Origin of the sequence: Rhodanobacter sp. MP7CTX1 (genome assembly GCF_014205795.1) — a bacterium.
In the GTDB taxonomy this organism is placed as follows: Bacteria; Pseudomonadota; Gammaproteobacteria; order Xanthomonadales; family Rhodanobacteraceae; genus Rhodanobacter.
Genome location: NZ_JACHCN010000002.1, coordinates 394,514 through 412,412, shown reverse-complemented (window position 1 = coordinate 412,412; position 17,899 = coordinate 394,514). Strand labels below are relative to the sequence as shown.

Here is a 17,899-nt window from a genome sequence, read left to right as displayed (position 1 = left end):
TATGCTTCGGAAGGGCGACGGGGCGCGACGAGGTTTCAACGGATCATGGCAAAAACGGAAGATATTTCCTTCGGCTATCTGCTTAGCGATGTGACCTTGCTGTTTCGCAAGCACTTCGATCGGCGCGCCGTGAAATTCGGGCTGACTCGTGCACAGTGGCGCGCCACGAAGGTGTTGTACCACCGCGAAGGGCTAAGGCAAACCGAGCTGGCCGAATTTCTGGAAATGGAACCGATCGCGGTGGGTCGGGTGATCGACCGGCTGCAGGCGGCCGGCTTTGTCGAGCGCCGGCACGATCCGAAGGACCGCCGTGCGTGGCGCTTGCACACCACCGAACAGGCGCGAGTGATTGTCGATGACATGGAGTTGATCGCCCGCGACCTGCGCAAGGACGCCACCGTCGGTATCGACTACGACGAACTGGAGCAGGCGCTGGCCGTGATCAACCGGATCAAGGAAAACCTGCTCGCGCTGGATCAGGCGTCACCGGATGTGCCGACGCCGTAGAGCTTGCGCAAAGTCAGCTCAGATCCCTTGTGGGAGCGACTTCAGTCGCGATGGCTCTTCGACCATTTCGACAAGAGCATCGCGACTGAAGTCGCTCCCACAGGTTCTCGCACTTACTCCTTGCTGCCGTCACCAGCGAATGCGTCAGGCGCGGAGCCAAAGTCGCCATCCGCCTGTGCGGCCATGTACGAGAACGCCGCATACACGGCGATGTTTTGCGCCAGTTGCTTGGGATCGATCTTGTCCAGCGTGTCGTTGGCAGTGTGGTGCCAGTCGAAGTAGTAGGTGGCGTCCTGCTCCAGCGACAGCGCGGCCATGCCCTTGCCATGCATCTGCGACAGGTCGGAGCCGCCGCCGCCGGGACGTTTGGCGTCATAGGTCACGCCGATCGGCTCCAGTACCTTGGCGATCTGCTCGATCGCGCCACGTGCCTGCGGCTTGACGCTGGCGCTCATTTTCCACACCGGCGCTGCGCCGAGGTCAGACTCGGTGCCGAGCTGGAATTTGCCGACTTCGGCCGCGTGTTTATCGGCGTAAGCCTTGCCGCCCCACAGGCCCATCTCCTCGTTCGCGAACGCGATGACCCGGATCGTGCGATCGGGGCGCTGCGGCAGGTCGTGGATCAACTTGGCGGCCGCCATCGCGATCGCCACGCCGGCGCCGTCATCGATCGCGCCGGTGCCCGGGTCCCACGAATCGAGATGGCCGCCAATCGCGACCACCTGGTCGGGATGCTTGCTGCCGGTAATCTCGCCGATCACGTTCGCGCCGGTGTATTGGCCGACGATGCCACAGTCGAGATCGAGCTTCATGGTGACCGGTTTGCCATAGGCCAGTTCGCGTTCAAGCTGGTCGGCATCCGGGTTGGACAATGCTGCCGAGGGGATGCCCTTGGCCCCATCCTTGAAGCCGGTAACGCCGGTATGGGCGATGCGCTCCTGCGCATCGGTACCGGCCGAGCGCAACAGATAACCGGCGGCGCCCTTCGATGCGGCAAGCACCGGGCCACCCACGCGCATGGCCGAACCCATGCCGTAGTCGTGACCGTCTTTGGTTCGCTGCATGCGGTAGCCGACGTAGACGATCTTGCCTTGCAAGTTGGCCGGGTCGGCCGCCTTCAGCGCATCGAGGCTGGCGAACTGCACTACTTGTGCGGTGAGGCCGCCTTTCGGGGTGCCCGGCGAATAGCCCAGCGCGGTCAGCACGAGATGCTGCGGGAACGGCGCGACAATGGAACCGCTTTCGCTGCGGCGCTCCCACAACGGATACGTCACCGGTTCGGTGTAGACCTTGTCGAAACCGAGCGCCTTGAATTTTGCGATGGCCCAGTCGCGTGCACGCTGATCGTTCACGCCGCCAGCAAGACGCGGGCCAATTTCCGTGGTCAATGAAGTGACGATCTGATAGCCGGTGTTGTCCTGCAGCGCCCGGTCACGCAACTGTTCGGCGGTGTGCACGGCGGCGGCAGGGATGGTGGTGTCGTGGTCGGCGGCACTGGCCGTCCCGACCGCCATCAGCAGACTGGCGGCGAGCAGAGTGAGTGGAAGTCGGCGCATCAAGAGATCCTCGGCAGCAAACCCCGATTATGGCGTGGCGGGCGAATGCTGCTTGGGCCACAAGTCATGCATCGGGTGATGCATGGCGTATGGATGCAAAGAGGCCGGACACTCGTGGAATGTCCGGCCTCGGGATGATCGCGATGGCGTGCTGCCCGACGCTTAAACCCTGTCGATTGGCCTGGCTTTCAGCAGATCGCGGATCTCGGTAAGCAGGGCAACATCGGCCGGTGTAGACGGAGTTTCCTCGGGCTTCTTCTGCATGCTGTTGATCGCCTTGACCACCAGGAAGATCGCCGCCGCGATGATGAGGAAGGTGATGATGGTGTTGATGAAGGCGCCATAGCCGATCGCCACTTCGGCAATCTTGTGTTTCGGATCGCTGTCGTCACCCGGCTTGAGTACCCATTTTATCGAAGAAAAATCAACGCCGCCCGTCAGCAGGCCGATCGGCGGCATGATGATCTGCTCGACCAGCGAACTGACGATCTTGCCGAATGCAGCACCGATAACCACGCCGACTGCCAGGTCGACGACACTGCCGCGCATGGCGAAAGCCCTGAATTCCTGCAGCATGCTCATGCTTCTCTCCTTGGGTTGGCGATTGACCTGAGGGACTTTAGCGCGATGCCTTGGCTGCGGACAGCGGAGGGGTGCCTTGGGTCAGACGACCTGGCCGTTCAGTTCGGCGACTCCGACCAGCTCGGCATGGAAACGGTCGCCGCGTTGCAGTGCAGCAACACCGGCCGGCGTGCCGGTAAAGATCAGGTCGCCAGCCTTGAGCTCGAACAGCGTAGACAATGCAGCGATGATCTGCGGTACGTCATGCACCATTTCGCTTAGCGTGGTCTGCTGACGCAGCTCGCCGTTGACGCTCAGCCGCAGCACGCTGTTCGCGTCCAGCGTCGCCTCGGCTGCCGGACGCAGCGCGGAAATCGGCGCGGAATGATCAAATGCCTTGGCGACATCCCATGGATGACCCTTGGCCTTGGCCTGCGCCTGCAGGTCGCGACGGGTCAGATCCAGCCCTACGCCATAGCCCCAGACCAGCGATGACGCCTGTTCGGCGGTGAGATCATGGCCGCCGGCGCCCAGCGCCACCACCATCTCCACTTCGTGATGCAGCTCGCTGGTGGCTTGCGGGTAGGGCACATCGGCACCGTCGCTGACTACCGCATCGGCCGGTTTGCAGAAAAACATCGGTGCGGATTTATCCACGGTGGCGCCCATTTCGCGCGCATGTTCGGCGTAATTGCGGCCGATGCAGAACACCCGGCGGATCGGGAATCGTTGATCGCTACCGATGATCGGCAGGCTGGGAATGGCGGGGGGAGCGATGATGTAGGTCATGCGGCAAGCGTAGCAAAAGCGGGCGGATCCAGTCGCGGGTGTAACCTCGTGCAACGCCATACGGCAGGAGAGTGCCGTGAATCATGCGTGTGTCTGCTGCATCGCCGCGACGATGTCTGGCAGGAGGTCCGGGCCGAATGGCATCTGAAGCGGGCAAAAGGTTACCCTCTCTCCAGGCATACCCGGGCAACGGGGGAGTCGACGTTTGCCCGGATGACACCTGTCATCGACGATGACTGATGCTGCACCCTGATCGCGATGTGGGTGATCAGTCAATCTTGCACTCATCGGGCAACCGGCCATGCCGGCAGGGAGTAAGGGTGGACAACGCGGATCTGTTGAAACAACTTCGCATCGAGCGCCATCAGCGCGAGGATCACGGCAGCGGCTCGGGCCGCTGGCCGTGGGCCGTCGGCATCGTGCTCCTGCTGTTGCTGCTGGGCGGGGCGGCCTGGATGCTGATGGGTCACTCGGCCGTGCTGGTGCAGACCGCGCAAGCGGTATCGCCAACTACCGATAGCGAAGCCGGTGCCGTGCTGCAGGCCACCGGGTATGTCACCGCGCGGCGGCAGGCCACAGTATCGGCGCAGATCACCGGCACGTTGATCGCCGTACTGATCGAGGAAGGTGATCACGTAACCAAGGATCAAGTACTGGCGCGGCTGGACGACAGTGCCTACAAGGCAGCGCTCGATACGGCTGTGGCGCAGGCCGCCGCAGCGCATGCACTGGTGGCGCAGTTCCAGGCACAGCTCGCGCAGAACTTGCGGGATGCGGCGCGCGAGGAATCCCTCGCCACGAGCGGTCTGGTTTCGACGCAGCTCGCCGAGCAGGCTCGTACGCTCGCCAACAGCATGCGTGCACAACTCGGGTCGCAGCAGAAACAGGCCGTGTCGGCAGACGCACAAGTCGTCGAGGCAAAGGTCAATTTCGATTACTGCGTGGTGCGCGCGCCGTTCACCGGTGTGATCACCACGAAGGATGCGCAGGTCGGCGAAATCATTTCGCCGTTCTCCGCCGGCGGCGGTTTCACCCGCACCGGCATTGGCACCATCGTCGACATGGATTCGCTGGAGGTGGACGTCGACGTCAACGAGGCCTACATCGGTCGCGTGAAGCCAGACATGCCGGCCGAGGCGGTACTCGATGCCTACCCGGACTGGAAGATTCCGGCGCACGTGATCGCCATCGTGCCGGCCGCCGATCGCGGCAAGGCCACGGTAAAGGTTCGCGTGGCGATCGAACAAAAGGACAGCCGCATCGTGCCGGACATGGGTGTGCGCGTGTCGTTTCTTGAGGTGAAGCCGAAGGTCGCAGCGCAAGCACCCAGGGGCGTACTGCTGCCGGCCAAGGCGATCGTGCAGCGCGACGGCCACAGCGTGGTGTTCGTGGTCGTCGACGGCAAGGTGCGGCAACGTACGGTGGAGCCGTCGACTCAGAGCTATGGCGAGCTGCGGCTCGTTCCCGCAGCGGTCAGCGTGGGCGACAACGTGGTGCTGTCGCCGCCCGCCTCGCTGCATGACGGTTCGGACGTCCAAATGAAAGCCGCAACACCGTAGAGGTTCTTACTTGTGGGAGCGACTTCAGTCGCGATGCCCTTGCAAAGTGCTCAAAGAGCATCGCGACTGAAGGTGCTCCCACAGGAACAGTCATTCATCAGGAGTACTGCCATGGGTACGTTGATCGAAATCCGCGACATCTCCAAAGTTTATGAGCGCGGCAAGCAGAAAGTCGAAGTGCTGCATCACATCAACCTCGACATTGCCCAGGGTGATTTCCTGGCGCTGATGGGGCCATCCGGTTCGGGCAAGACCACCCTGCTCAATCTCATCGGTGGCCTGGATACGCCCAGTGGCGGCAGCATCACCGTGGCCGGTCAGCGCATCGATCAGCTAGGTGGTGGCGCGCTGGCAAAATGGCGTGCGGCGCATGTCGGCTTCGTCTTTCAGTTTTACAACCTGATGCCGATGCTGTCGGCGCAGCGCAATGTGGAGTTGCCCTTGCTGCTGACCAAGCTGTCGGGAGCGCAGCGACGCAACAACGCAGCCATTGCATTGCAATTGGTCGGTTTGCAGGACCGCGCATCGCACAAGCCGAATGAATTGTCCGGCGGCCAGCAGCAGCGCGTCGCGATCGCCCGCGCGATCGTCTCCGATCCCACCTTGCTGGTCTGCGACGAGCCGACCGGTGATCTGGATCGTCAGTCCGCCGAAGATGTACTCGGGTTGCTGCGGCAACTCAACCGCGAGCATGGCAAGACCATCGTGATGGTCACCCATGATCCGAAGGCCGCCGAGTACGCGAACCATACGTTGCATCTGGATAAAGGCACGCTGGTCGAGCAGGCGTTTGCCTGAGGAGGTCGCGATGAAATATCTGCATTTAATCTGGGCAGCACTGTTCCGCCGCAAAATGCGCACCCTCCTCACGCTGGTGTCGATCATCGCCGCGTTTCTGTTGTTCGGCATGCTGGACGCGGTGCGCACCGGCTTTGACGATGCCGGCAAGAGCGCCATCGGTGCGCAGCGCCTGCAGACCGGTTCGAAGCTGTCCTTCATCCAGACCCTGCCGCAGGCGCTGGACGCACAGATCGCGCAGGTCCCTGGCGTGAAGTCGGTGGGCTATGCGAACTGGTTCGGCGGTGCCTATCAGGATCCGCATAACCAGGTCTTCAGTTTTGCGGTCAGCGACAATTACCTCGACCAGTATCCGGAGATTGACGTCAGTGCAGACGAGCACAAGGCGTTCGACAACACGCGTACCGGAGCACTGGTCGGTGAGCAGCTGGCTGCCAAGTATCACTGGAAGGTCGGCGACAAGATCCCGATGCAGTCCACGATCTTTCCGCAACAGGACGGCAGCAAGAACTGGACGTTCGACATCGTCGGCATCCTGCACTCGAAAGACAAGAAGGCCGGTGGCTTCTTCGATCAGATGTTTTTGCTGCACTGGAAATACTTTGACGACAGCACGCCATACAACCGCGGCACTGTGGGCTGGTATGTCAGTCGCGTCACGGATGCGAACCAGGCCGATCGGGTAGCCAAGGCCATCGACGCGCTGTCGAACAATTCCGATCACGAGACGCGCACGCAAACCGAAGCTGCCGCCACCGCATCATGGATGAAGCAACTGGCCGACGTCGGCTTGATCGTCAGCTCGATCATGGGCGCTGTTTTCTTCACCTTGTTGCTGCTGTCGGGCAACACGATGATGCAGGCGGTACGCGAACGGACGTCCGAACTGGCCGTGCTGAAAACGATTGGATTCTCCAGCCATGCCGTGATGGCAATGGTACTGGCCGAATCGGTGCTGCTGCTGTTGCTCGGTGGCGTGCTGGGACTGTTGCTTGCCGTTGTGTTGGTTGCGGGTTTTCATGCGGCGACTGGCGGCGCCATACCGATGGCTCCGGTAGGTGCCGACATCTGGATACACGGGCTGGTGTTGATGGTGGTCGTCGGCTTGCTGGTGGGTGCCTTGCCCGCGCTGCGGGCGATGCGTCTGAACATCGTCGATGCACTGGCCGGGCGCTGAGGAGAATGACCATGTTGAATGAACTTATGGACTCCCCGATGGCGCTGTTTTCCGTGGTGCTGCTGTTGCTGGTGGTGTGTCTGGCACTGTGGATGCTGTTGAGCCGCCAGGGCAGGCAGGCCGCGTCGGTTACCGGTGTGGGTATCAGCACACTCAGGCAAAGACTCGGCATGTCATCGGTAGTCGTAGTGGGCATTGCCGGTGTGGTCGGCGTGCTGGTTGCGCTGCTGGCGATGAGCGAGGGTTATCGCGAAACGTTGAGCAAGACCGGCAGTGCCGATACGGCCATCGTGATGCGCGGTGCCTCGGCCTCCGAGGTGATGTCGGTGCTCGACCGCGCCAGCGTGACGCTGATCCCGCAGGCTGAAGGTATCGCCCGTGATGCGAAAGGACGACCGATCGCCTCACCGGAACTGGTGGTGGCGGCGAACCTGCCGATCAAGGGTGGTAGTGCGGATGATGAGGGCAGCGTGCAGCTGCGCGGTGTCGGCGAACAGGCATGGGCCGTGCGCCCGCAGGTCAAGATCATTGCCGGTCGCACGTTCACTCCTGGCTTGCGTGAACTGATTGCCGGCAAGGGTGCAACGAAGCAGTTCGCCGGGCTGGAGCCAGGTCATCAGATTCGTCTCGGCAGCCAGGTGTGGACCGTGGTTGGCATATTCGCGTCGGGCGATTCGCTGGACTCGGAGATATGGGGTGACGCAGGCGTGGTCGCTGACACCTATCGCCGCGGTGGCAGTCGCGCTTCGGTGACGGTGCGGCTGAGCGATCCGCAGACATTCGATGCGTTCAAGGCCGCGCTGGAAGCGAACCCGCAGCTGAAGGTGGATGTCGACACCACGCTCAACTACTTCAGCAAGCAGTCCGAGGGCACAACGAAGACGATTCGCGCCATTGGCATCACGGTCGGCCTGATCATGGCGATCGGTGCGTTGTTCGGCGCGTTGAACACCATGTTTGCCGCGGTTGCCTCGCGGGCACGGGAAATCGCCACACTGCGTGCGATCGGTTTCCGCGGCTTGCCGGTCGTGGTCGCGATCATGCTGGAAACCATGCTGCTGGCGCTGCTCGGCGGTCTGCTCGGTGGCCTGCTTGCGTGGTTGTTGTTCAACGGCTACAGCGCCTCCACGCTAGCTGCCGGTACCGTAGGCAAGCTCAGTTTTGAGCTCAAGGTCACGGCGAAGCTGTTGTGGATTGGCGTGCTGTGGGCACTCACGATCGGATTCATCGGCGGCCTGTTCCCGGCATTGCGGGCGGCACGATTGCCGGTGACTACAGCCTTGCGCGAGCTGTGAGAGGCGCTGCCACGTAGGTTGGGGTGAGCGCTAGCGAACCCCAACTTTCCCGCAGCATGGCGTTGGGCATCGCTGACGCTCACCCCAGCCTACACTGCTGCTCGAAGTATGCCCTTCCTCGGGTAAGGAGGGGCAAGCTTTGCTCCCTCCCCTGCTCGCAGGGGAGGTTGGGGTGAGGTTGCTCTTCGCGATGAAGATCAAGAGCTTTATCCTCTCCCACCCTCCCCCTGCAAGCAGGGGGAGGGTGGGGATCAAGATCCGTGCAAGAAAGGGCAAGCCGTCCGGCACTAGCTTCGACGCTGTTTCGCCAGCGTGATCACGCCCACGCCAATCAGGATAATCGCCATACCGGCGAGGTCGTACGGACCGACGTGTTCGCCGACAAGCAACACGCCAAACAGCACAGCCACCGGTGGATTCACATAGGCGTAGCTGGTCGCCAGAGCGGGGCGTGCATGCTTGAGTACGTAGAGGTAAGCGGTGAATGCGATGATCGATCCGAACACGGCCAGGTAGACGAGCGCCAACGTCGAGCGTGTGCTCGGATGCAGCGGCAGATGTTCGCCGCTGGAAAAACCCAGGGCGAGCAGGGCAACGCTGGCGCATAGCATCTGCGCGGCGGTATTCATCGGCCCGGGCGGCATTTCCTTGCGGCGACTCCAGACCGATCCGAAGGCCCAGCACATCGCAGCGACAATGAGCGCCAACGCACCCAGCCGCGAACCCGACAGGCCGCTGCCGAGGTTCAATACGATTACGCCGACAAAGCCGATCAGCAGGCCAATGCTCTCGCGCCGGTTCGGCCACGCGCCGTACATGCCGGAGAACAGCGCGGCGAACAGCGGCATGCTGGCCACTGCGACAGCAGCGATGCCCGAGCTCACCCGTTGCTCGGCGAAGCACACCAGGCCGTTGCCAAAACCAAGCAACAGAACACCGGTGAACGCGGCGTTGCGCCATTGCCGTGGCGTGGGCGGTGCCATGCCACGCCAACGCAGGAATCCGTAAAGTGCGGATCCGGCGCACAGGAAGCGGACGCCAGCGAGCAGGAAGGGCGGATAGCTCTCCAGCGCGTAGCGGATGCCGAGATACGTCGATCCCCAGATCACATACAGCGCAAACAGCGCCAGTGGGATCAGCACACGATGATCTGAAAGTGGGCGCGCGGTTTCTGCCGCGGCACCGGCGGAGAGATCTGACATGGGTAGGCAAGCCGGGGAGTGGGTGGCCTGATTATCCGCGAGCTTGCCGGCGTGGGCGAGTGTTAGTGCTGACACCGGCCGGCGCCAGCGCGGCCTGTTCGCGGGCAAGCAGTTCGCGTTTGCGTTCGACGCCCCAGCGCCAGCCGCCAAGTGTGCCGTCCTCGCGCACGATGCGATGGCAGGGCACGATCAGCGCGAGGCGATTGCTGCCGCACGCGCGGCCGATGGCGCGCGCGGCTTTTGGACTGCCAAGCTCCGCGGCGAGTTCGCCATAGCTCTTGGTGGCTCCGTGCGGAATCCGCGTCAGTGCATCCCACACCCGCCATTGAAACGCGGTGGCGGCGACATCCAGCGGTGGCAGCGCCGGTGCGTCCTCATCGCTCCATCCAAGTTCATGCGCGATCCGCGCGATCACTGCGTCGAGCCATTCCTCGCGACCGTTGTCGACGCGTTCGTACTTGGCCTGTGGAAACTCGGCGGTCAGGCGAGTTTCGAGTTCCGCATCGTCATCGCCCAACGTCACGGCGCAGATGCCGCGGCTGGTGGTGGCGACCAGCAGCTGGCCCAGCGGTGTTTCGGTGGTGGTGTAACGAATGGAGGCGCCGGCGCCTCCGGCGCGATAGCTGGCCGGGGTCATGCCGAGCAGGCGATCACTATGCTCGTAGACGCGGCTGCCGGAGCCGAAGCCTGCCTCGTAGACGGCGGTGGTGACGGCGGCACCGTCACGCAGCGCAACTTTCAGCTGATCGAAGCGACGGGCGCGATGATACTCAGCGGGGCTGATGCCGTAGCGTCGACGAAATGCACGTTGCAGATGACTGGGACTGAGATTCGCGGTCTGCGCCAATGCGCTCAATGTCGGCGCTTCATCGGCGCCCTCGAGTTGCAGGCGCACGCATTCGAGTGCGGTTTCGGTGGACTGGCTGCGTGCGTTCATGACGGCATCCAAGGGTGATGCCTGCAGACTAGGGCGACCGGGCAACGTCGACCATCCGGATCGTGCGGTCGCTGCCCTACGAGAAGTGTCGTGCGCTCAATGCGCGACCGGGCGTCCCTGCTGGATCACCACAAATTCGCCTTCCAGCACTCGCGGCTGGTGGTTCGCACCCGGCGTCGTGGTCTGATTGATCTGGCGGCCACGGGTCCATTGACGCCAGGCCAGCAAGAGGCCGCCGCCGACCAGCAACACACCCGCTACAACCAAACCGAACACTAGCAACACGCCAATGAGCGCCACGCCAAGCAACAGCGAAAGCGCGCGAACCAGGGGATGGCGGGAACGACGCATGGAAGGCATGGAAAAGTACATGTGTTAAAAATCCGTGTGGTAAAATCAATGACTTACGCGTGCAACCATGGGGCCAACCGGTCCGCGAGGCAAGTGCCGATGGATACAGTGACTTCCGCCGATTCGCCGTCCGAGGGACCTCTTTCCGGGCGGGCGCTATGCAGGCTGGACGAGATTCCCGATGGTGGCGCCACCGCCGTCGACGCCATGCTGGCTGATGGCGAGGAGAGTGTCATTCTGCTGCGGCATGGCGAGCAGGTGCAGGCCTATCTCAATATTTGTCCGCATACGGCGCGTCGGCTGGACTATGCGCCGGGCAAATTTCTGCTCAAGAACAACACGCTGATCTGCGCCGTGCACGGCGCCACTTTCAATCAGACGGATGGCCTTTGCGTCGCCGGGCCTTGCCGAGGGGAGCATCTAAGAATGGTACCCATACGGGTGGAGACTGACGGCACCATTCATCTGGCTCCGGGAGCGTAAGACAGGTTGCCACGCTGGCGTTCTTGTACTCCCGCTGGAAGCCGGAAGGGGCGGGAGAGGCTTATTGATCTGGCCCATTTCCCGAATGCCCTTCGACTCCGCTGCGCTACGCTCAGGGCGAACGGTTTGTACGACTCCGCTGCGCTAGGCTCAGGGCGAACGGTTTGTACGACTCCGCTGCGCTAGGCTCAGGGCGAACGGTTTATACGACTCCGCTGCGCTACGCTCAGGACGAGTTGTTTATACGTAGCACTTGTGGCCTGGATCAATAGCTTCGGCTACTCGGTGATCTGCTGCAGGTTGTCTTCGAAGTTGTCGCCATCGCGGTCACTGGTCAGGCCATACAGCGTGTAGCGCTTGCTCAATTGCGCGCCACCATCGCGCAACAACGGCTGCCACAGGATGCCAGCACTGCTGGTGTGGGAACTCGGCAACATGAGGTCGAACGGAATCGACACGTAAATGCCCTTGTCGAAACTGCCCTCGCCGAATTGCTGGCCATCGACATTGGTGAGCGTGGCATACGCGCCCATGCGCACACCGTTACGGAACTCACGCGAGACATCGATCGTGGTGCCCCAGTCGCCGGCCAGGTAACGCCCGACGCTGACGGCCAGCGTGACATCCTTGTAGCCCGTGTCCCAATAACCGGTCACATGGCCGGTGACGACGTGGTAGCTAAGGAAAGAGAAATCCTGATCGAAGCCACGCTGCTTGACCCAGTTGAGGTCGGTGCCGATCGCCCAACGATCGCCCATCGGCCGATACAACACTTCGCCGCCAACGCCGCCGAACATGCTCTCCAGCATGCCGCCGTAGGCCATGCCATATAGATCGTTGCCCAGCAGGCGCGCTGTCGTCAGCTGGAAATCGGGCATCGTGATGGTCGAGCTGGTCAGGTAGTAGCGGATGTCGGTGCGGACTCGTGGCAGGTCGCTTGGCGCGGTGTAGGTGAACTTGTCGTAGTTGTTGATCAGGTTCGCACTGACGTCGCCGCTCCACCACAGGTTAGGCCTGAAGTAATAGTTCGCGTCGTAATTGGCGGCAACCTGATACAGGATAAATCCATCCGGGCCACCCACGGACTGGCCGTAAGTCAGAGAGAAGCCACCGTCGAATTTCTTCAGCGGCGCCTGGTACAGCACTTCTTCGGACTGCGGTAGCGGCGCATCCTGCTCGACGCTGCGGCGGAACGTCGACAGATCGATATTGTGATCGAGCAGATCATCGAAACTCTGCCGCTGCACGCTGGTGGCGACCACCGGTGTGCCTTTGCGGGTATCCACCACGGTGTACCAGTCGATATCCGACCCGAGCTGATTGTCCAGCACGCGTGCGGCACGGCCCACACCCTTGGCCGGGTAGAAATAACGCTGCTGTTCGCCGGTGATCAACAGCTCGCTGCCCCGACGGCTGACTTCTGACACCTTGATGCCGGCGTTGCTCTGCAATTCGCTGCTGACCGTCGCCCAGTTCACCTGTTCCGGTGACTGTGTGGGCGGCGTCTGCACACGAGCAGGTAGCGGGGGATCAAGCACTTTGGTCGGTCCAGTGCCCTCGGCCAGATTGGTATGCAGGGTGAAGCCGAACATCGCGGTTGTCCCGCGCTCAAACGCCAGGCTCAGGTCGATGTTGCGATTGAGCCGGTAGACCACGCCAAGATTGATCGGCGTACGTTGTTTCTGGTTGTTGTTCTGCGGTTCGTGTTTGTAATCGTTGCCTTCGTACTCCAGCTTCAGCACCAGTGCCTGCCATGGTGTCTGGTAGCTGATGCCGCCGAAGAGGGCAGTGGGGCCGCGAAAATAGTCGCTGCTGCTGAAATCACCGGTGGTCTTGGAGGCGGCCGGTCGGATGGCGAACCTGTCGCTGAAGATGTCCAGCGGGTTGGAGATGTCGCCCCGGCTACCCGCATAGCCCCACGCCAGGCCCAGGCTGGCATCGACCGGGCCGAAGCGTTTGTTGCTCACCACGTATTCGCTGGAGAACAGTCCGGTGCCACCAACATCGCGGATGCCAACGGCCAGCTCCGGCAGATAATGGCTTTCCTGCCACAGACGTACTTTGACGTCGATCGACTTGTCCTTGTAGCTCTGGTTGCCACTGAGCGGGGCCGGTCCATACGGGCGGTTGCCAATATCGGTGTAGCGGATGATGCCTTCCAGCCACGGCAGCGGTTGCAAGGTGAAGTTGTAGCGCGTGTAAGGCGTGACCTGGCTGGCGGTGAACGCGATTTCACCCTCGTCCGCCATCCGTGCAGTAGCGGTTTGCAACAGCCCGGCGCCGCCCCAGTCACTCTGCGTGGGTGCGCTTTGCGCATGCACCGAACACGCAACGAGCCAGCCAGCCAAGGGCAACAGGCAGGTGCAACGACGACGAGCAAGCTGGAGCGTAGCGTTCAAACCCACGAGTTCCTGTTGTGCATTTCAAAATCAGAGAGCGAGAGCAATCTTTCCCCGCCCTGCGTGCAGCGCAGGGAGAAAGGAAGTGGCGTGCATTGCTCCTCGCTCTGCTTGCCCCGAAGAACGGACTCCCTGCGGTCGCACGGGGAGGTTGGTAGGGGGTGATGCTCCTTGCGCCAGACCATCACTTTGCCCGCGGCCCAGGCAACAGTTGGGTGGCGAGAAAGGTCGCCAGATCGTGGTTGAACGACGGATCGACCTGGCTGATCGCGCGTGCACGCAACGGCACATAGATCAGCGCACCGGGTGCCAGCGTCACGGGAGTACTGCGGTTCCACAAGGCGATGCCTTGCTCAAACACATGGCCGTCCGGTTCGATCACAAAGATGATGTCCTGGTCGGCCTCACCAGTGGCTGCGCAAGCAGCCAGATAGCGCAGCGCATCCTGCAGCGGCACCAGCGGCAACGTGCAGGGTTGTTGCACGGCGCCGACTACGCGGATGGCATCCGGCCGCAGCGGGTAGTACAGGCGATCGCCGTCAGCCAGCAGGCGGTTTTCCGGAGGGTTCACTTCCACAGCCCGCGGGTCGAGCAAGGCCGGCTGTCGTCCAGTGACGGGCATCGGCTTGATCCAGTCCGTCATCGCGCCCGCGAGTGAGGCCAGGTCCGGCTTGCCTTGCTGTCCGGCCTGCTGCCGCAGGCTGTCGAGATCGAACAGCACACCCGCTTTGAGCCGCTCCTGTGATTCCAGCAAGCCCGGCCGCAACCAGGCGGCGCCCAGGATATAGGCCTGCGCCAGTGGCTGGGCGGCCAGCGCCGCATCGCTGAGACGGCCGTGATCCTTGAGCGTTTGTGTAGCAGCGTTGGCGACAACACCGGTGAGTTCTACCTGTACAGGTGCGGCGACCGCAGATGCACACCATGCCAGCAGCGCAAACAGACACATCCTGCGGTGGGTGTGTAGGCGCCTCATGGCTGCTTCTCCCGGTAGGGTCGCAGCTGCAGCAGTTTGAGCGTCAGGCCGGGTACCACCTGTTGTTCGCTCTTCCACACGAAGCCGTCTTGCGGATCCACCCAATAATGATTGGTGGCGCGGTAATGCGCGCCGGGTGCGCTGAGCTGTTCATCCACGCGCAGCACCTGGTGTGTGGTGCCGAGTATCATGATCTGCTCGCTACCGACGGGGGTCAGCCTTGCCTCGACATGCACGCCATAGCGATAGCCGGGTGACCAGTCTTCGTCACGGCTATATTCCATCGGGGCGGTGAGGGTTTGCAGACCATGAGCGAATGGATCATTGGCAGGCAGCTGCAGGCCATCAAGGTTCTGACTCAGTCCGACGGTTTGCACTACGCGACCATGCTCGATGAACACCACCGTCTGGTGTGTGCCGTACCACGCCTCGCGGCGGCCATCGACGTTGCCGAGAATCAGCACGGCGCTGCCTTGCGGACTGGTTGCCTCAAGCTGGTAATACGGCTTGGCAGCCACTTCGGCAGCGCTGGGATCAACCGAGGGAGACCCATGCACCGCCAGCTTCATCGCATCGATGGAGGAACGAGAGAGGTCGGTGCAGCCGTGCACACCCAGCAGCAACAGCGGCCATGTGAGCAAAAAGCGATGCCACCGTGGACTCGATCCTGCGTGCTTGCTGGTTGTGTGTGCTATTGGCGGCGTCGCGCGCGCCATAGTCGTCGGCTGATCCGGTTGCAAGCTTGCGTCCCCGTTCTTTCTGGTGTGGTGCTAGGCAGAGGTCACGCTGGCAATCGCAGCGATCAACAGCCGATTTCTATAGGAGCGCACCCTGTGCGCGAATGGATTTGCCGCAGCACCCGTTGCGCACAGAGTGCGCAATGACAATCGACCAAGCCCCCGCGGAACAAAAAAATCGAAACGAGCACTGCCAACTAGTGGCCTACGTCGTAGCTCGCACTGGCCGCATTCGTGATCAAGCCGGACACCGGCAACAACTGACTCAACAGGCGGTTCCAGCGAGTCACGCCGGCTGGGCCGACAAACACCACATCGCCCGGTTTCACCTTGAACTGGTCGGCCAGCGCAAATGCCACCGGCGAACGCGCATCAAGCTGAAAGACCTTGGCCGGGGCCCGCGCCAGATCCTGTACGCCACGAATCACGTAAACAGCGTTGCCCTTGGACGTCGTCTCATTGAGGCCGCCGGCACGACCCAACACCTGAGTCAGCGTGAGATCGGTGGTCTTGAAGCTGATCGCTATGGGACGCGTCACCTCGCCCATGACATAGGCTTCCTGGCGGTCGTTGTACGGCAGAAACAGGCGGTCTCCCGGCTTCAGGTAAATATCCTGCGCCACATGATTACTGCTGTTCAGCGCATCCAGATCCAGATGGTAATCGTGGCCGTCGCGGGTCAACACCAGGCCCGACAGGTTTGCCTGTTCGGTATTGATGGTGGCCGTACCCAGGGCCTGTGCCAGGGTCAGCGGCACCGCCGTGATCGGCTGCGGGTCGGTTTTCACGAAGGCGCCCTGCAACAGCACACGTTGACTGCCGTAGCCGATCACACTCACATCGACCTGCGGTTTTTCGACGTACTGGGCGAGCTTTGAGCTGATCGCCTGGCGCAGCTCTTCAATCGTCATGCCGGCGACTTTGAGGGGGCCAACGTAGGGATAGAACAACGTGCCGTCCGATCGCACCAGGCGGCCATTGGCCAACGTCTGCTGCTGCGGACCGGCGGGCGAGGTCAGTTCCGGGTGATCCCATACCGTGATGTACAGCGTGTCACCGGCGCCGATCACGTACGGCTCGGTTTGATATGCCAGCAGCGCCGGAGGTACCGCCGCGGTTTGCGCGGCAGCGCGATCCATGGCCAGCAATTTCGGGGTGATGGGTATCAGTTCGACCTGGCTGTTGTCTGCCGAATCACCGCGGACCATGCCGCCCGTCGAGAGGTGCTGGCCAGGAGCCCACATGCAGCCATTCAGGAGTGCGGCAAAAGCAACAACGGTCAAGGTGGTGCGAATTTTCACGATTAGGTACTGCTCATCATTCAAAGGAAAAACTACGGACACAACAAAAGTGCCGGGTTTCCCCGGCACTTTTCTGGATTCAGGTTACGGACTTAATGAGTGCCGGTGGTACCCGTCGTACCCGTCGTACCGGTGCCACCGCCAGCGCCGCCGGAGGTGCCGCCGGACTTGCCATCATGGCTGGAGCCGGAACCGCCAGCGGCGGCGGCTATCGCAACAGCGCCAAGGGCTACGCTGACGACGGCCGTGGTGCTTATGGCGCCGGTAGCTGCCGCACCGGCACCGGCAGTGCCCGCGACGTGTGCCGGCGGCGGCGCAGTCTGAGCAAAGGCCGAGCCCATCATGCCGGCGGCGAGAATTGCAAAAATCATCATCTTCATCTGTCAGTCCTTGTGGTCGGAATCCTGGATCACGTGCCAAACGGTTTAACTATAATTTATCTAAAGGATGCAAGTACAGGCGATCGACTCGTGCCGGTCGAAAGTGCATCCGTGATTGATGCGTGCCGGGGTCGTGTGTACGCAAAATCCTGCAGGGTCTTCAGCCGCGGCCGTCTCGGCTATCATGCTACGTTTGCCGACGTGCGTGCATATATAACGATGCTGCCGAACGTGCTGGTTTAAGAGTGCGGCGGAAGCCGCGAAATGGTTTGCCTGTTGGAATGGACGTGGCTGCGGCTGTCTCCGGTAGGCATATTTTTTAGGGGAAGCGGAATCCGCTCCGAGCGCACTCGGACTACCGCGTTCTCCTGAAGTGGGGGCTTGTCGTCGATCTTGCTGCCTGGCAGCTTCTGTTCGTCGATGTCCAGGATTTGAGGAACTTCAGTACAGTGTTCAAGCGGGTATTAACCGTCTGCATCGGCAACATCTGTCGCAGTCCTACGGCCGAATACATGTTTCGGCAGCGTTTGGCGCCGCGCGATATCCAAGTGAGCAGTGCAGGACTCGGTGCGCTTGCCGGCCATCCCGTGGATGCGACGGCTCTGCTGCTGTTGGCCGAACACGGTATCGACGGCGCGGCGCACCGTGCCCGGCAACTTACCCCAACCATGCTGCGCGATGCCGATCTGGTACTCGGCATGGAAAAAAGTCATGTGACCGCCATGACCCGGCTTGCACCGGAAGCCAGCGGCAAGATTTTCGTCTTCGACAAATGGTTGCAGGGACGGGACATCCCCGACCCGTATCGGCAGCAGCGCGTCGCGTTTGAACATGTCTACGGCATGCTCGCTCAAGGCGTCGACAGTTGGCTGCGCTACCTGTAACCCACTTTCA

18 protein-coding genes are annotated in these 17,899 nt (G+C 62.0%); 7 read left to right on the top strand and 11 right to left on the bottom strand.

Annotation, left to right across the window (positions count from 1 at the left end; translation table 11 throughout):
* Positions 1-45: 45 nt before the first annotated feature.
* Complete coding sequence (locus tag HDE77_RS04400) at positions 46-507, top strand: MarR family transcriptional regulator (protein WP_184415935.1); 462 nt, start codon at positions 46-48, stop codon at positions 505-507.
* Positions 508-620: 113 nt separating this feature from the next.
* Here HDE77_RS04400 and HDE77_RS04395 read toward each other — a convergent pair whose 3' ends face one another.
* From HDE77_RS04395 to HDE77_RS04385, 3 genes are all read right to left on the bottom strand, one after another.
* Positions 621-2,063 carry a M20/M25/M40 family metallo-hydrolase gene (locus HDE77_RS04395; protein ID WP_184415934.1) on the bottom strand — a complete coding sequence of 481 codons (1,443 nt, stop codon included), beginning with the start codon at positions 2,061-2,063 and terminating at the stop codon, positions 621-623.
* 162 nt (positions 2,064-2,225) lie between these two features.
* Positions 2,226-2,645 (bottom strand): large-conductance mechanosensitive channel protein MscL, encoded by a 420-nt coding sequence (gene mscL, locus HDE77_RS04390; protein ID WP_221444106.1) that lies wholly within the window; start codon positions 2,643-2,645, stop codon positions 2,226-2,228.
* An 81-nt stretch (positions 2,646-2,726) separates the two neighbouring features.
* Entirely contained in the window at positions 2,727-3,413 is a 687-nt protein-coding gene (locus HDE77_RS04385; RefSeq protein WP_184415933.1) for a fumarylacetoacetate hydrolase family protein, read from the bottom strand.
* A gap of 320 nt (positions 3,414-3,733) precedes the next feature.
* On the opposite strand from HDE77_RS04385, the gene HDE77_RS04380 reads away from it, so the two are divergent.
* The 4 genes from HDE77_RS04380 (at position 3,734) to HDE77_RS04365 (ending at position 8,242) form a co-directional block, all read left to right on the top strand.
* On the top strand, positions 3,734-4,972 hold the full coding sequence (locus HDE77_RS04380; RefSeq protein ID WP_184415932.1) for an efflux RND transporter periplasmic adaptor subunit: 1,239 nt from the start codon (positions 3,734-3,736) through the stop codon (positions 4,970-4,972).
* A 111-nt stretch (positions 4,973-5,083) separates the two neighbouring features.
* A complete protein-coding gene (locus tag HDE77_RS04375) occupies positions 5,084-5,770 on the top strand; it encodes an ABC transporter ATP-binding protein (protein WP_184415931.1) in 687 nt (228 codons plus the stop codon).
* Positions 5,771-5,780: 10 nt separating this feature from the next.
* A complete protein-coding gene (locus tag HDE77_RS04370; RefSeq protein WP_184415930.1) occupies positions 5,781-6,947 on the top strand; it encodes an ABC transporter permease in 1,167 nt (388 codons plus the stop codon).
* A gap of 11 nt (positions 6,948-6,958) precedes the next feature.
* Positions 6,959-8,242 (top strand): ABC transporter permease, encoded by a 1,284-nt coding sequence (locus tag HDE77_RS04365; protein WP_184415929.1) that lies wholly within the window; start codon positions 6,959-6,961, stop codon positions 8,240-8,242.
* Positions 8,243-8,529: 287 nt separating this feature from the next.
* On the opposite strand, the gene yedA is transcribed toward HDE77_RS04365, so the two are convergent.
* The 3 genes from yedA to HDE77_RS04350 all read right to left on the bottom strand — a co-directional run bounded on the left by yedA (position 8,530) and on the right by HDE77_RS04350 (position 10,753).
* Positions 8,530-9,444, bottom strand: a complete 915-nt coding sequence (yedA, locus tag HDE77_RS04360; protein WP_184415928.1) for a drug/metabolite exporter YedA — start codon at positions 9,442-9,444, stop codon at positions 8,530-8,532.
* Between the two features lie 31 nt (positions 9,445-9,475).
* A complete protein-coding gene (locus HDE77_RS04355) occupies positions 9,476-10,381 on the bottom strand; it encodes a methylated-DNA--[protein]-cysteine S-methyltransferase (RefSeq protein WP_184415927.1) in 906 nt (301 codons plus the stop codon).
* A 96-nt stretch (positions 10,382-10,477) separates the two neighbouring features.
* A complete protein-coding gene (locus tag HDE77_RS04350) occupies positions 10,478-10,753 on the bottom strand; it encodes a hypothetical protein (RefSeq protein ID WP_184415926.1) in 276 nt (91 codons plus the stop codon).
* Positions 10,754-10,831: 78 nt separating this feature from the next.
* Here HDE77_RS04350 and HDE77_RS04345 point away from each other — a divergent pair, with 78 nt between their 5' ends.
* Complete coding sequence (locus HDE77_RS04345) at positions 10,832-11,215, top strand: Rieske 2Fe-2S domain-containing protein (RefSeq protein ID WP_184415925.1); 384 nt, start codon at positions 10,832-10,834, stop codon at positions 11,213-11,215.
* Positions 11,216-11,493: 278 nt separating this feature from the next.
* Here the strand turns inward: HDE77_RS04345 and HDE77_RS04340 are convergent, their stop codons facing one another.
* The 5 genes from HDE77_RS04340 to HDE77_RS04320 all read right to left on the bottom strand — a co-directional run bounded on the left by HDE77_RS04340 (position 11,494) and on the right by HDE77_RS04320 (position 17,005).
* The gene (locus HDE77_RS04340) at positions 11,494-13,620 is read right to left on the bottom strand and encodes a YjbH domain-containing protein (RefSeq protein ID WP_343206056.1); all 2,127 of its coding nucleotides are present in this window, start codon (positions 13,618-13,620) and stop codon (positions 11,494-11,496) included.
* 178 nt (positions 13,621-13,798) lie between these two features.
* The gene (locus HDE77_RS04335) at positions 13,799-14,587 is read right to left on the bottom strand and encodes a capsule biosynthesis GfcC family protein (RefSeq protein WP_255482532.1); all 789 of its coding nucleotides are present in this window, start codon (positions 14,585-14,587) and stop codon (positions 13,799-13,801) included.
* Complete coding sequence (locus HDE77_RS04330; RefSeq protein WP_255482531.1) at positions 14,584-15,228, bottom strand: YjbF family lipoprotein; 645 nt, start codon at positions 15,226-15,228, stop codon at positions 14,584-14,586. The genes HDE77_RS04335 and HDE77_RS04330 overlap by 4 nt, the downstream gene beginning before the upstream one ends.
* Positions 15,229-15,521: 293 nt before the next feature.
* Positions 15,522-16,568, bottom strand: a complete 1,047-nt coding sequence (locus HDE77_RS04325; protein WP_184416025.1) for a polysaccharide biosynthesis/export family protein — start codon at positions 16,566-16,568, stop codon at positions 15,522-15,524.
* A gap of 149 nt (positions 16,569-16,717) precedes the next feature.
* Positions 16,718-17,005, bottom strand: coding sequence for a hypothetical protein (locus tag HDE77_RS04320; protein ID WP_184415923.1), 288 nt, complete (start codon positions 17,003-17,005; stop codon positions 16,718-16,720).
* A 449-nt stretch (positions 17,006-17,454) separates the two neighbouring features.
* Here HDE77_RS04320 and HDE77_RS04315 point away from each other — a divergent pair, with 449 nt between their 5' ends.
* A complete protein-coding gene (locus tag HDE77_RS04315; protein WP_184415922.1) occupies positions 17,455-17,889 on the top strand; it encodes a low molecular weight protein-tyrosine-phosphatase in 435 nt (144 codons plus the stop codon).
* Positions 17,890-17,899 lie beyond the last annotated feature (10 nt).

Bases quoted from the DNA above. Each gene is read 5' to 3' on its own strand.
- HDE77_RS04385 (WP_184415933.1), bottom strand. From the start codon at position 3,413: ATGACCTACATCATCGCTCCCCCCGCCATTCCCAGCCTGCCGATCATC.
- yedA (WP_184415928.1), bottom strand. From the start codon at position 9,444: ATGTCAGATCTCTCCGCCGGTGCCGCGGCAGAAACCGCGCGCCCACTT.
- HDE77_RS04365 (WP_184415929.1), top strand. From the start codon at position 6,959: ATGTTGAATGAACTTATGGACTCCCCGATGGCGCTGTTTTCCGTGGTG.
- HDE77_RS04355 (WP_184415927.1), bottom strand. From the start codon at position 10,381: ATGAACGCACGCAGCCAGTCCACCGAAACCGCACTCGAATGCGTGCGC.
- HDE77_RS04320 (WP_184415923.1), bottom strand. From the start codon at position 17,005: ATGAAGATGATGATTTTTGCAATTCTCGCCGCCGGCATGATGGGCTCG.
- HDE77_RS04375 (WP_184415931.1), top strand. From the start codon at position 5,084: ATGGGTACGTTGATCGAAATCCGCGACATCTCCAAAGTTTATGAGCGC.
- HDE77_RS04395 (WP_184415934.1), bottom strand. From the start codon at position 2,063: ATGCGCCGACTTCCACTCACTCTGCTCGCCGCCAGTCTGCTGATGGCG.
- HDE77_RS04335 (WP_255482532.1), bottom strand. From the start codon at position 14,587: ATGAGGCGCCTACACACCCACCGCAGGATGTGTCTGTTTGCGCTGCTG.
- HDE77_RS04325 (WP_184416025.1), bottom strand. From the start codon at position 16,568: ATGTGGGCTCCTGGCCAGCACCTCTCGACGGGCGGCATGGTCCGCGGT.
- HDE77_RS04350 (WP_184415926.1), bottom strand. From the start codon at position 10,753: ATGTACTTTTCCATGCCTTCCATGCGTCGTTCCCGCCATCCCCTGGTT.
- HDE77_RS04370 (WP_184415930.1), top strand. From the start codon at position 5,781: ATGAAATATCTGCATTTAATCTGGGCAGCACTGTTCCGCCGCAAAATG.
- mscL (WP_221444106.1), bottom strand. From the start codon at position 2,645: ATGAGCATGCTGCAGGAATTCAGGGCTTTCGCCATGCGCGGCAGTGTC.
- HDE77_RS04400 (WP_184415935.1), top strand. From the start codon at position 46: ATGGCAAAAACGGAAGATATTTCCTTCGGCTATCTGCTTAGCGATGTG.
- HDE77_RS04345 (WP_184415925.1), top strand. From the start codon at position 10,832: ATGGATACAGTGACTTCCGCCGATTCGCCGTCCGAGGGACCTCTTTCC.